Origin of the sequence: Streptomyces sp. NPDC003036 (assembly GCF_040611175.1) — a bacterium.
Lineage (GTDB): Bacteria > Actinomycetota > Actinomycetes > Streptomycetales > Streptomycetaceae > Streptomyces.
Genome location: NZ_JBEXNO010000029.1, coordinates 1 through 12,447, shown reverse-complemented (window position 1 = coordinate 12,447; position 12,447 = coordinate 1). Strand labels below are relative to the sequence as shown.

Genomic DNA, 12,447 nt, shown 5'->3' with positions numbered 1-12,447 from the left:
ATGACCGCGACGAACACAAGCACGAGCGCGAGCGCGGACACCGCGGCGTCGCTCCTCGACCGCACCCGTACCGCCGTCCAGCCCCGGCTGCGCGCGGGCGTGGAGTCGCTGCCCGGCTCCATACGGCGGGTGGCGATGTACCACTTCGGCTGGGAGCACGCCGACGGCACCCCGGCCGCCGGGCAGCAGGGCGGCAAGGCGATCCGGCCCGCGCTGGTGCTCGCCGCCGCCCGGGCCCTGGGCGGCGGCCCGCACACCGCCGTCCGGGCGGCCGCCGCCGTGGAGCTCGCGCACAACTTCACGCTGCTCCACGACGACATCGTCGACGCGGACGCCACCCGCCGCTCCCGGCCGACCGCGTGGACCGTCTTCGGCATGCCGGACGCCCTGATGGCCGGGGACGCCATGCTCGCCCTCGCGCTGCGGCTGCTCGCCGAGGACGGCCACCCGGCCGCCGCCGCGGCGGCGGCGCGGCTCGCCGCCTGCGTGATCGAGCTGTGCGCGGGCCAGCAGGCGGACTGCGCCTTCGAGGGGCGCGGCCCCGACGAGGTGTCGCTGGAGGAGTGCCTCGCCATGGCGACCGCCAAGACGGGCGCGCTACTGGGGTGCGCGTGCGCCCTGGGCGCGCTGTACGCGGGCGCGGGGGAGGAGGAGGTCGCGGCGATGGACGCGTTCGGGCGGGAGGCAGGCCTGGCGTTCCAGCTGATCGACGACCTCATCGGCATCTGGGGCGACCCGGACCGGACGGGGAAGCCCGCCGGGGCGGACCTCGCCGCGCACAAGAAGTCGCTGCCGGTGGTCGCCGCGCTCCGATCCGGGACGGCCGCCGGGGCCGAGCTGGCCGCGCTGTACGGGCGGCCCGCGCTGGACGAGGACGGCGTACGGCGCGCGGCCGACGCCGTGGAGCGGGCGGGCGGGCGCGACTGGGCCCAGGCGCAGGCCGCCGACCGGATGGCCCGGGCGGTGCACCAGCTGTCGCGGGCCGTACCGGACCTGGCGGCGGCCGGGGACCTGCTGGCCCTGGCGGAGTTCGTCACCCGCCGTACGCGCTGAGGCGCCCGGCGTGCCCGTCCGGAGGCCCGCGGGCCCACCGGACGGGCGCGCTCCCCGCCCCTGGGCGGGGGCTCGCCCGGCCGGCCGTACCGGCCTGTCCGAGTGGCGGAAACCGCCCTATCCTTATTCCATGGGCAGCAGCGAAGGACGCCCCACCGTCCGCCGCCCCCAGGAAGGGCCCGAGCACGTGTGCCCCGCCTGTGGACAGCCTGTCGGTACGGCGCTCAAACGACGCAAGATCCTCGGTGTCTGGGCACCCGTTTGGCAGCCCCAGCCATGCCGCAACCCCGGCTGTGACCTCTTCCAGGAGGAGGGCGACGCGGACGAGTCGGGCAAGACGGCGAAGACCGGCTGAAGTCCGGCTGAGGGGGTGTCCGGCCGCACGCCGGAGGCAGTCATACCGCTACAGTCCGCGCCATGTCATCGGAGTCGACGGAAGTCTGGACCGGCTGGTACCGGGACCGCCGGGGTGCGGAAGCCATCACCATCACGTCCGACGGGAAGCGCATCGCCACCCGTATCAGGGGCGTGGAGTACGCGGGCGCGAGCTGCGCCGCGCTGCGGGCGGCGGAGGAGAACGGCGGCCTGCCGTTGGCCGGCTGCGTACTGGAGTGGGACCTGCCACTGCCCGTCATCATCGACGGCACGCCCCAACGATCCACGCTCAGCTGTCTGTTGGCGCTCGGCGAAGCCCTGTCCGACGGCTCACCCGAGCGGGTGGATCTTCAGTTGACCCTGCACTTCGGCGGCGCGGCGTACGAGTCCGGCCTGGCCGGCGGCGACTTCGACCTGGCGCTGGACCGCATTCTGCGCCAGCTGCCGCCCGGCGCGCGGTTCGACCGGAAGCTCCTGGAAGCCGCCTGACGGCGGACGAGGCGCCCCGCGCGGCCGCGGGGCGCCCGCAGGCGGGTCAGGACACCTTCGCCGCCGCGGCCTCCGTCGCCGCCGCGAGACCGTTGCGCCACAGGTAGTCCACGCGGCTGCGCTCCTGCGCGTTCGGCTGGGCGTTCTGGCAGGACGGGCCGGGGCCGCCGCCCGACATCAGCTCGCTGCACGGGCCCGAGTAGTGGTCCGGCAGGCCGAGGACGTGGCCGGTCTCGTGGGCGGTGACCCGGGTGGAGTTGTAGATCTGGTTCTGCCGGTAGTCGAGGAAGATGTAGCCGCGGCCGTGCCCGTCGGTCGACGCGTACGAGCCGCGCGAGTCGTTGCCCTCGTAGTACCGGAAGTCCGGGTTGCTGCCCTCCTGCAGCTTCACGTTGCTGACGGAGCTGTTCCAGATCTGCGTGGAGCGGGCTATCTGGGTGCGGAAGCTCGGGGCGTTGGCCGCCGAGTAGACGACGGTGACGGCGAGCGCGCCGGGGTCGGCGGCACGCTTCTCGGCGACCGAGCGCATCACGGCCTCGTAGAAGGCCTTGTTGGCCTTGGCGTTCTCGCCCGAACCGGCGTAGGCGGCATAGCCGGATGCGGCGGCGGATGCGGCGGCGGGGCCGCTGGCGGGCGAGGGCGCGGCGGTGGCGGTGGCGGTCGTGGCGGGTACGGCCGCCAGAGCCGCGGTCAGGCTCAGGGCAGCGGCCAGCACGGCCTGGGGGTGTCTCATGGGGGGCTCCTACTCGGTCCTGAACGGTTGGGTGGACGCGTTCGGCCGGACGTCGGCGGGACGTCGGTGGGACAGAGTGTCGAGCAGCGCACCGCGCGCACGGATGATGTCAGCGGGCGATAGGACGAGGGCATCACCCGCCGACGGCCACCGCCAACAGGCGCTTTCCGCCCCGTCCTTGAGTCTGGTGTGACGCCAGGGACCGCCCTACCCTCGGGGCATGGAGCTGGAGGTGAGGCACCTGCGGGCGCTGTGCGCCATCGCCGACACGGGCAGCCTGCACAAGGCCGCCCGCCATCTGGGCATCAGCCAGCCGTCCCTGACGACCCAGTTGCGCCGCATCGAACACGCCCTGGGCGCCGAACTCTTCGCCCACGAGCGGACCGGCTGCCGGCCGACGCCCCTCGGCCACGCCGTACTGAGCCGCGCCCGCCCCCTGGTGGCGCAGCTGGACCGGCTCGTCAGCGAGACCCGTGCCGCCGCCGCCCGCGCCGACGGCGTGGCCCGGCTCCGTATCGGCTCCACCGCCAGCCGTGCGCTCGCGGGCTGGCTGCGCCGGCTGCGCGGGCGGCTGCCCGGCACGGACATCTCGCTGCACATGGACGTCTCGGCGGGCGCCCTGCTGCGCGGCCTCGCCGCCGGGCGGCTCGACGTCGCCTTCGTCCACGAGGTGGAGGGCTGTCCGCTGCGTGTGCCGGACGGGCTGGAGCGGCGCGTGCTGGTGGAGCGGGAGCCGCAGTTCATCTCCCTGCCGCGGGACCATCCGGCCGCCGCCGGACCCGTCGTGGACCTCGCCGACCTGGCCGGTGACCGGTGGATGGTCGACCCGACCGTGGACGGTGAGTGGGACGGGCTGCGGCGGGTGCTCTGGGCGGCCGGGATCGACCCGCCCGTCCTGCACGGCGACTACCACACGGCCGCCTCGCTCATCGTGGCCGGAGAGGCCGTGGCCCCGTGCCAGCCGACCTCGGGGCCGCGCGACGACATGGCGATCCGGCCGTTACGCGACGACCCCCTCGCCGTACGCCTGCTGCTGTACCACCGGCCGGGCGCCGAGGCCGCCGACGCGGCGTACGCCGAACTGGCGGCCGCCTACCGCGAGGCGGCCCTGCGCGCGGCCCCGTACCGGCAGTGGCTGCTGCGCCACGGCAGCCCTCTGCCGGGCGTGCCGCACGCGGCCTGAGAGCACCGCTCGGGGCCGGCCAGGGGCGGGCGTCAGGCACATGGTCGCGGCCCCGGACCTGTTGGGATCCGGAGGTCGTCGACGGCGACGACTACTTGCTCACACCGGACCAGCAGCCGTCTTCGGCCGGCTCGCCAACGACCTGCCGGGCCACTCGCGCCCGACCCTCGACCTGCTGCCCCACGGCCGACGAAGAGCGGTAAGGCCGGGCGTCACCAGGCCGGAGCCCCCGCGAGCAGCCGCCTGGCCTCCGCGACGATCGCTTCCGCCAGCCGCTCCCGGTCGCCCTGCCGCAGCGCCGCCCAGGCGTTGTACGCGTCGACGCTGTCGACCAGCGGCCGAAGGACCTCGGGGCGGTCCAGGGCGGCCCAGCCCTCGTAGGTGATCAGGTCGCCGCCGGGGCCGGGGGCCAGGCTGCCGTTCACGATGAGGCGCAGCCACCAGCGGACGAGCCGGCGGCGGGCCGCTTCGACGGGGAGGTCCTGGCGGAGGCCCAGTTCGGCGAGGACCTGCTCGAAGAGGGCATCGGCCTCTTCCCGTTCGGCGCGCGCCAGGCCCGCGAGGAGGGGGAGCGACGGGGACTCGACGTCGAGGAGTAGGGCCGTGAGGCCGGCTTCGATCAGCTGCTCCGGAGAGGGGTGTCGGCCGATCAGGCGTTCCAGGGCCAGCATCCGGAGGCACTCGACGGCCTCCTCGGCGGTCACGGCGTACGGGGTGAACGGCGTGGGCGCGGTGACGTCGATGCCCGGGCCGCCCTCGACGAAGTACGACCAGAAGTCGACGGTCGCGCGGGCGGGGCCGCGGCTCGCGCGGCCGGTGAACTCATGGCGGATGTAGTCGGCGAGGTCGTTGCCGTACACGATGATGTCCGTCTGGTGGACGGACAGCACGGGGTGGCCCCACTCACCCGCCGTGCCGGGCAGGTACCGGTGGCCGTAGACCGGGACCAGTGCGGGAACCGTCGCGAGCTCGGAGCGTGCGACCCGCAGCGCGGCGGACGTGTCCGCGGGCCGCGGGCTCCAGGCGGGATGCCAGAACCCGCTGTGCTCCACGTCGAAGAGCACGCCCTCGACCGGTGCGGAGAGCCGCTCGGCCAGGTCCTCGGGGCCGCCGCCGCGCCAATCCGGCCAGCGGGCCGATCCGCGCGGGAGCCCGGCGGCCAGGAAGACCCGGTGGTCCGCCGAGAAGCGGAAGCCGAACCGGGCCTCGACCGCGTCGAGTTCCCGCTCGCCGAGGCCGGGAGCGATGTCGGCCCGGAGCATCCCTTGGAGGCTCCTGGCGGCTTCCAGGGTCAGCTGCGGGGTCATTCCCGGCAGCATAGAGAGACCCGGCGAAAACGGCCGCACCCGGCCCCCAAGGGGAACCGGGTGCGGTCGGGAACAGGAAGGAGGACCTGGGGTCAGGCCTTCTTCGTCTCCCAGAAGATCTTGTCGATCTCGGCGATGAGCTCCAGCGCCTTCTCACCCGTCTTCGGGTCCGTGGAGGCCTTCGCCGCCGACAGGGCCTTCAGGGTGTCGTTGACCAGCTGGTGCAGCTGCGGGTACTTCTCGAAGTGCGGGGGCTTGAAGTAGTCGCTCCACAGCACCGAGACGTGGTGCTTGGCCAGCTCCGCGCGCTGCTCCTTGATGACCGTGGCGCGGGCCTGGAAGTGCGGGTCGTCGTTGGCGGCCATCTTCTCCTGGACGGCCTTGACCGACTCGGCCTCGATGCGGGCCTGGGCCGGGTCGTAGACACCGCAGGGGAGGTCGCAGTGCGCGCTGACCTTCACCTTCGGGGCAAACAGGCGGGAGAGCATTGAGCTGTCCTTCCTCGTGATCGTCTTCTCAGGTGGGACATTACTCCGTGGGAGACGGGTTTTCGCGGGCGCCCCCGGGTGCTTAGGACAAAAGTCCAGGGTGACCATGGGACTCGTGGAGGAAGGACCGGGAGGTACCGGAATGGCGGAGCAGGGGCGGGGAACGAGGGTGTCGTTCGGGATTGCCGAGGTCACCGGGGTGTCCATGGTGCCGACGCTCCGGCACGGGGATCAGCTGCTGGTGCACTACGGGGCGGAGCTCAGGGCCGGGGACGTGGCGGTGCTGCGCCATCCGCTGCAGCAGGATCTGCTCATCGTGAAGCGTCTGGTCGAGCGGCGCGGTGAGGGCTGGTGGGTGCTCGGGGACAACCCGGACGCGGACGTGGTGGACAGCCGGGCGTTCGGCGCGGTGCCCGGCGAGCTGGTGCTGGGCCGGGTGCGGATCCGGTACCGGGGCATCCGGCCCGGGCGTCAGCGGTCGCTCGGGGTGGTGCTCTCCTGGCTGGTGTCTGCGGTACGGACCGTGCCCGCCGACCGCTCGCTCTCCAGGCGCTTGCGGGCCCGGTAGGCGGCGACGTTGGCGCGGGTGGCGCAGCGGTCGGAGCAGTAGCGGCGGGAGCGGTTGGTGGAGGTGTCCAGGTACGCGTTGCGGCAGGGCGCGGCCTGGCACAGGCCGAGCCGGTCGGCGCCGAACTCGGTCAGGTGGATGGCGAGGCCCATCGCGGCGATGGCGGCGTAGCCGGCGGTCGCGTTGGACGGGTGGTCGGCCAGGTGGAGGTGCCAGCGCGGCCGGCCCTCCTCGTCGAGGTAGTCGTGGCCGGAGATCTGCGGGCTGACCGGGAACTCCAGGAGCAGGGAGTTCAGCAGGTCCACGGCCTGCGTCTGGTCGCCGGCGTCCGCCGCCGTGAAGACCGCGCGCAGCCGGGCCCGTACCGAACGGAACCGGGTCACGTCCGCGTCCGTGGCGCGCCGGGCCATCTGCGACGCCTCGCCGAACAGCGCGCGCACCGCCTCCACCGAGGTGAGGGAGTCCTTGTTGCGCGCCGGCTCCTCGGTGTTCACCAGCCGAACGGCGTAATCCGAGTAAGAGGCCAGTTCCACTTGTAGTCCTTACGGCCGGAGTCTAAGGTCCTGTAAGAGATCCATCTCCTACGAGGGTATTACGGAGGTCCTGGTGACGGACGCGATCACGAGCACGGACTGGCGAGCCTGGCAGGAGAGCTGGGACCGCCAGCAGGAGTGGTACATGCCCGACCGCGAGGAGCGGTTCCGGGTCATGCTCGACATGGTGGAAGCGTTCGTCGGCCCGGCACCCAGGGTGCTCGACCTCGCGTGCGGTACGGGGAGTATCACGGACCGCCTCCTCAAAAGGTTCCCGGACGCCACCAGCACCGGCGTCGACCTCGACCCCGCGCTCCTCGCCATCGCCGAAGGCTACTTCGCCGGGGACGACCGGGTCCGCTTCGTACGGGCCGACCTGACCGACCCCGCGTGGGCCGAGGCGCTGCCGTACGACACGTACGACGCCGTCCTGACCGCCACGGCGCTGCACTGGCTGCGGACCGAACCGCTCGCCGCGCTCTACGGGCGGCTCGGCGGCCTCGTCCGCGAGGGCGGTGTCTTCATGAACGCCGACCACATGCGCGACGAGTCCACGCCCCGCATCAACGCCGCGGAGCGCGCCCACCGTCACGCCGCCATGGAGCGCGCCAAGGCCGCCGGCGCCCTCGACTGGACCCAGTGGTGGGAGCTCGCCGCCGAGGACCCGGTCCTCGCCGCGCCGACCGCCGAGCGGTTCGCGATCTACGGCGAGCACGCCGAGGGCGACACACCCTCCCTGGAGTGGCACGCGCGCACCCTGCGCGAGGCCGGGTTCGCCGAGGCCAGGGCCGTGTGGGCCTCGCCGTCGGACTCGCTCGTCCTGGCGCTGAAGTAGGGCCGACGCGACGAAGGGCGGTACGGGTGACCCGTACCGCCCTTCATCCGCGTACTACAGCACCTTCGACAGGAACGCCTTCGTCCGGTCGTGCTGCGGGTTGGTCAGGACGTCGCGCGGGTTGCCCGACTCGACGACCACGCCGCCGTCCATGAAGACGAGCGAGTCGCCCACCTCGCGGGCGAAGCCCATCTCGTGGGTGACCACGACCATCGTCATGCCCGACTCGGCGAGGTCCCGCATGACGTCCAGGACGTCACCCACCAGCTCCGGGTCGAGCGCCGACGTCGGCTCGTCGAAGAGCATCAGCTTCGGCTCCATCGCCAGCGCGCGGGCGATGGCCACGCGCTGCTGCTGGCCGCCGGAGAGCTGCGAGGGGTAGTTGGCGGCCTTGTCGCCGAGGCCCACCCGGTCCAGCAGCTTGGCGGCCCGCTCGCGGGCGACGGCCTTCGCCTCGCCCTTGACCTGGATGGGCGCCTCCATGACGTTCTCGAGGGCCGTCATGTGCGGGAACAGGTTGAAGCGCTGGAAGACCATGCCGATGTCGCGCCGCTTGAGCGCCACCTCGCTGTCCTTCAGCTCGTACAGCTTGTCGCCCTTCTGGCGGTAGCCGACGAGCTCGCCGTCGACGTACAGCCGTCCGGCGTTGATCTTCTCCAGGTGGTTGATGCACCGCAGGAAGGTCGACTTGCCGGAGCCGGACGGGCCGATGAGGCAGAACACCTCGCCCGCGGCGACCTCCAGGTCGATCCCCTTGAGGATGTGCGCGGCGCCGTAGGACTTGTGGACGCCCTCGGCCTTCACCATGGCGGTCATCGGGCCACCTCCGGGCGGCGGAACGTGGAGAGGGTCGTCTTGACCTTCTGCCAAGGGGTGGGCGGCAGGCTGCGGCTGGAGCCGCGCGCGTAGTACCGCTCCAGGTAGTACTGGCCGACGCTGAGCACCGAGGTCATGATCAGGTACCAGGCGGCGGCGACGAAGAGCATCTCCACCGGGGCGCCGGACGTCTGGCCGATGTCCTGCGCGTTGCGCAGCAGCTCGTAGTACTGCACGGCCGCCACCAGCGAGGTCGTCTTCAGCATGTTGATGACTTCGTTGCCCGTGGGCGGCACGATCACGCGCATCGCCTGCGGGATGACGATCCTGCGCAGCGTCTTGCCGTGGCTCATGCCCAGGGCGTGGGACGCCTCGGTCTGGCCCTCGTCGACCGCGAGGAGGCCCGCGCGGCAGATCTCGGCCATGTACGCGGCCTCGTTGAGGCCCAGGCCCAGCAGCGCCGTCAGGAACGGCGTCATGAAGTCGGACCACTCGTCCTTGTAGACCGGGCCGAGGTTGATGAACTCGAAGACCAGGCCCAGGTTGAACCAGAGGAACAGCTGGACCAGGACCGGGGTGCCCCGGAAGAACCAGATGTAGAACCAGGCGATGGAGGAGGTCACCGGGTTCTTCGACAGCCGCATCACCGCGAGGACGATGCCGCCGACGATGCCGATCGCCATAGAGAGGATGGTCAGCAGGAGCGTCTGGCCGACGCCCTCGATGATCCGGTCGTCGAAGAAGTAGGTGGGGACGGCGTCCCAGTTGATCTTGCCTTGCGAGAAGGCGTAGACGATCGCGACGAAGGCCGCGATGGCGACGAGCGCGGTGACGTACCGGCCGTAGTGGCGGACCGGGATCGCCTTGAGTGCTTCCGGTCCGGCGGGCGGCGTGGCGTCCGCCGCGTCCGTCTTCTTGATGTCAGTCACGGTGGTGCCTTTCAGAGGCCTACGCGGTGCTGGTGTGGCCGGCTGGTCAGGAACCGCCGTTGATCTTCGCTTCGGTCACCGCGCCGGCGGCGACACCCCACTTGTCCAGGACCGTCTTGTATTCGCCGGTGGCGATGATGGCGTCCAGGGCCGCCTTGATCGCGTCGCGCAGCTGCGTGTTGCCCTTGGCCACGGCGATGCCGTACGGCGCCGCCTCGACCTGCTCGCCGACGATCTGGAAGTCCTTGCCGCCGCCCGAGGTCTTCACGACGTACGCGGCGACCGGGTAGTCCGACGAACCGGCGTCGGCGCCGCCGGAGCGCAGGCGGGTCTGGGCCTGCTGGTCGGTGTCGAAGGCCTCGATCGCGATCGGGCCCTTCTTCGCCGCCACGCACTTCGCGGACTCGGCCTTCGCGAGGTCCTCGGAGACGGTGCCGCGCTGCAGGACGATCTTCTTCTCGCACAGGTCGGCCCAGGTCTTGATGCCCGTGTCGACGCCCTGCTTGGTGTAGATCGAGACGCCGGCGTTGAAGTAGTCGACGAAGTCGACGCCCTCGCCGACCTTCTTCTTCGTCGCGGAGTCGATGCCCATCTGGCGGTCCTTGGTGTCCGTCATCGCCGACATGGTGATGTCGTAGCGCTTGGCGCGGAGACCAGTGATCAGGGTGTCGAAGGTGCCGTTCTCGAACTCGAACCGCACGCCGAGCTGCTTGCTCAGCGCGTAGGCGAGGTCCGGGTCGATGCCGGTGACCTTGCCGGCCTTGTCCTTGAACTCGACCGGCGGGTACGCGATGTCCGAGCCGACCTTGATGACGCCCTTGTCGCGGATGTCCTGCGGCAGCAGGTGGGCCAGCGGGTGGGGCACGGCCGGGACACCCTTGGCCTCCTTGCCACCGGTGGCCGGCTTGTTGGTCTGATCACCGCAGGCGGTCAGCAGCATCGTGCCGGCGACCGCGATCGCGGCGACCGCGGCCATTTTGGACGTGCGTGGCGTCCGGGCCCTCGCGGCGGTCGTACAGCGGGTGGTGCTTGCGGTCATGGTCGGTTTCCTCCGGCTCAAAGCGGCGTATGAGGGGTGGCCCATCGGTCGGCACGGGGGTCGGGGCACGCACCTTCGGGTGTCGCGACCTCGTGTGATTACCGGCATCTTGCCATTCGGACTAGCCCGAACAGGGGCCTCCGCATGTCAAAATCGGATAACGGGAGACCCCCGAACCCCAACAGGCCGGTACATCAGGGCCGGACCTTCTACGGGGTTGCCTTCATCCGGCCGGAAAATCTTCGGTTGATCTCGTCATGCGGACGGGATTGCGGTCGCAATTCGGGTGGCGTGCGGACTTGTCCAGATAGTCGGTCATGAGTCGCACGATCGCCACCTGGGGAAACCCGCAAGCGGCGGCATCCTCCGGAACCTCCGGGGCCTCGGCTCACCGGATACCGACTCGTCCGCGGACAGGTCCGTCCGGTAAGAAGGACCTTTACACCCCTCATCCGGGGCTCAGGGCGCGTGTGCGGCGCGTCCGACGCGTCCGTACCTCCCCCCGGCAGCGCAGCACGCCCGGCCGGGGCGCGGACGCGGTGCCCGCCCACCCCTCCTCAACCAGGAGTGGCCACCCTCAACTGTAAAGACTTAAGGGGTCAAACAAATGGCAGCGGAGATCGTCAATCCTCGCACCGACAGCGGTGCCGGCGCGGAGGGCTCGGCCGACGAGTCCTTCGATCTGGACATCGACCCGGCATTCGCCCTCCACCGGGGCGGAAAGATGGCCGTTCAGGCCACGGTGCCGGTGCGGGACAAGGACGACCTGTCCCTCGCGTACACACCCGGCGTCGCCAAGGTGTGCAGCGCCATCGCCGAGCGTCCCGCGCTCGTGCACGACTACACCTGGAAGTCCCAGGTCGTCGCCGTCGTCACCGACGGTACGGCCGTGCTGGGACTCGGTGACATCGGTCCGGAGGCGTCGCTTCCGGTCATGGAGGGGAAAGCGATCCTCTTCAAGCAGTTCGGTGGCGTCGACGCCGTGCCGATCGCGCTCGCCACGACCGACGTGGACGAGATCGTCGACACCGTCGTCCGCCTCGCGCCCTCCTTCGGCGGAGTGAACCTCGAGGACATCTCGGCGCCCCGCTGCTTCGAGATCGAGCGCAAGCTCCAGGAGCGCGTCGACATCCCGATCTTCCACGACGACCAGCACGGCACCGCCGTCGTCACCCTCGCCGCGCTGCGCAACGCCGCGAAGCTCACCGGGCGGACACTCGGCGACCTGCGCGCCGTCATCTCCGGCGCCGGCGCGGCGGGTGTCGCCATCGCCAAGATGCTGCTCGAGGCCGGTCTCGGTGACGTCGCCGTCGCCGACCGCAAGGGCATCGTGAGCCGCGACCGCGACGACCTCACGGACGTCAAGCGCGAGCTCGCCGAGCTCACCAACCGCGCCGGGATCACCGGCTCGCTGGAGACCGCGCTCGCCGGCGCCGACGTCTTCATCGGCGTCTCGGGCGGCACGGTGCCGGAGGAGGCGGTCGCCTCCATGGCGCCGAACGCCTTCGTCTTCGCCATGGCCAACCCGAACCCCGAGGTGCACCCCGACGTGGCGCACAAGTACGCGGCGGTCGTCGCGACGGGCCGCTCGGACTACCCGAACCAGATCAACAACGTGCTGGCCTTCCCCGGCATCTTCGCCGGTGCGCTCCAGGTCCGGGCCTCCCGGATCACCGAGGGCATGAAGATCGCCGCGGCGAACGCGCTGGCCGACGTCGTCGGCGACCAGCTGGCGGCCGACTACGTGATCCCGTCGCCCTTCGACGAGCGCGTGGCCCCGGCGGTCACGGCGGCGGTCGCGGCGGCGGCGCGCGCGGAGGGTGTTGCCCGCGCGTAGCGCTGGCCGCCTGGCGCTTGCCGCTTGGGCGTAGCTGGTTTCGAGGGCCGTGCCGCATCCCTGCGAGGGGTGCGGCACGGCCCTTTTGCGTGCCCGCGGGCCGCTGCGGGCCGCTGCGCGGTGCTTGCTGCCCGGTGGGCGCGGGTCGGGTGCCGGGGGTTCCGGTGGGGGGTGGTCGGACTCTCGTTCACCGCGCTTCGCGCGAGTTCAGTCGTTTTTATAACGCACACCCCCCACCCACCAAAAAAGAAAAACAAAACGC

At 71.6% G+C, this 12,447-nt stretch carries 14 protein-coding genes; 7 read left to right on the top strand and 7 right to left on the bottom strand.

The genetic code is table 11. The features are described 5' to 3' along the window. The 3 genes from ABZX67_RS21575 to ABZX67_RS21565 all read left to right on the top strand — a co-directional run bounded on the left by ABZX67_RS21575 (position 1) and on the right by ABZX67_RS21565 (position 1,917). Positions 1-1,053 (top strand): family 2 encapsulin nanocompartment cargo protein polyprenyl transferase, encoded by a 1,053-nt coding sequence (locus tag ABZX67_RS21575; protein ID WP_355362534.1) that lies wholly within the window; start codon positions 1-3, stop codon positions 1,051-1,053. A 130-nt stretch (positions 1,054-1,183) separates the two neighbouring features. Next, the gene (locus ABZX67_RS21570; RefSeq protein WP_355362532.1) at positions 1,184-1,408 is read left to right on the top strand and encodes a hypothetical protein; all 225 of its coding nucleotides are present in this window, start codon (positions 1,184-1,186) and stop codon (positions 1,406-1,408) included. 62 nt (positions 1,409-1,470) lie between these two features. Next, positions 1,471-1,917: a DUF6304 family protein gene (locus ABZX67_RS21565; protein ID WP_355362530.1), complete on the top strand. Its 447-nt coding sequence runs from the start codon at positions 1,471-1,473 to the stop codon at positions 1,915-1,917. A 46-nt stretch (positions 1,918-1,963) separates the two neighbouring features. On the opposite strand, the gene snpA is transcribed toward ABZX67_RS21565, so the two are convergent. Next, on the bottom strand, positions 1,964-2,650 hold the full coding sequence (gene snpA / locus ABZX67_RS21560) for a snapalysin (RefSeq protein WP_355362528.1): 687 nt from the start codon (positions 2,648-2,650) through the stop codon (positions 1,964-1,966). 220 nt (positions 2,651-2,870) lie between these two features. Here snpA and ABZX67_RS21555 point away from each other — a divergent pair, with 220 nt between their 5' ends. Beyond that, a complete protein-coding gene (locus tag ABZX67_RS21555) occupies positions 2,871-3,833 on the top strand; it encodes a LysR family transcriptional regulator (RefSeq protein ID WP_355362526.1) in 963 nt (320 codons plus the stop codon). Between the two features lie 212 nt (positions 3,834-4,045). Here the strand turns inward: ABZX67_RS21555 and ABZX67_RS21550 are convergent, their stop codons facing one another. Then, positions 4,046-5,140: a hypothetical protein gene (locus tag ABZX67_RS21550; RefSeq protein WP_355362524.1), complete on the bottom strand. Its 1,095-nt coding sequence runs from the start codon at positions 5,138-5,140 to the stop codon at positions 4,046-4,048. A 92-nt stretch (positions 5,141-5,232) separates the two neighbouring features. Continuing rightward, positions 5,233-5,628, bottom strand: a complete 396-nt coding sequence (gene sodN, locus ABZX67_RS21545; RefSeq protein ID WP_020130742.1) for a superoxide dismutase, Ni — start codon at positions 5,626-5,628, stop codon at positions 5,233-5,235. Between the two features lie 142 nt (positions 5,629-5,770). Here sodN and sodX point away from each other — a divergent pair, with 142 nt between their 5' ends. After that, entirely contained in the window at positions 5,771-6,196 is a 426-nt protein-coding gene (gene sodX, locus ABZX67_RS21540; RefSeq protein ID WP_355362522.1) for a nickel-type superoxide dismutase maturation protease, read from the top strand. On the opposite strand, the gene ABZX67_RS21535 is transcribed toward sodX, so the two are convergent. Beyond that, a complete protein-coding gene (locus ABZX67_RS21535; protein WP_355362520.1) occupies positions 6,100-6,729 on the bottom strand; it encodes a CGNR zinc finger domain-containing protein in 630 nt (209 codons plus the stop codon). The two genes, sodX and ABZX67_RS21535, sit on opposite strands and share 97 nt — an antisense overlap. 73 nt (positions 6,730-6,802) lie before the next feature. On the opposite strand from ABZX67_RS21535, the gene ABZX67_RS21530 reads away from it, so the two are divergent. Further along, positions 6,803-7,564: a class I SAM-dependent methyltransferase gene (locus ABZX67_RS21530; RefSeq protein WP_355362518.1), complete on the top strand. Its 762-nt coding sequence runs from the start codon at positions 6,803-6,805 to the stop codon at positions 7,562-7,564. Between the two features lie 54 nt (positions 7,565-7,618). On the opposite strand, the gene ABZX67_RS21525 is transcribed toward ABZX67_RS21530, so the two are convergent. From ABZX67_RS21525 to ABZX67_RS21515, 3 genes are read right to left on the bottom strand one after another with little or no spacing between them, the layout of a single operon-like run. Beyond that, positions 7,619-8,380, bottom strand: coding sequence for an amino acid ABC transporter ATP-binding protein (locus ABZX67_RS21525; protein ID WP_355362516.1), 762 nt, complete (start codon positions 8,378-8,380; stop codon positions 7,619-7,621). Then, positions 8,377-9,309: an amino acid ABC transporter permease gene (locus tag ABZX67_RS21520; protein ID WP_355362514.1), complete on the bottom strand. Its 933-nt coding sequence runs from the start codon at positions 9,307-9,309 to the stop codon at positions 8,377-8,379. Before ABZX67_RS21520 ends, ABZX67_RS21525 begins: the two co-directional genes overlap by 4 nt. Before the next feature lie 46 nt (positions 9,310-9,355). Continuing rightward, on the bottom strand, positions 9,356-10,348 hold the full coding sequence (locus tag ABZX67_RS21515; protein WP_355362512.1) for an ABC transporter substrate-binding protein: 993 nt from the start codon (positions 10,346-10,348) through the stop codon (positions 9,356-9,358). Positions 10,349-10,955: 607 nt separating this feature from the next. Here ABZX67_RS21515 and ABZX67_RS21510 point away from each other — a divergent pair. Continuing rightward, positions 10,956-12,185, top strand: a complete 1,230-nt coding sequence (locus ABZX67_RS21510; RefSeq protein WP_355362510.1) for an NADP-dependent malic enzyme — start codon at positions 10,956-10,958, stop codon at positions 12,183-12,185. The last annotated feature ends 262 nt before the right edge of the window (positions 12,186-12,447 follow it).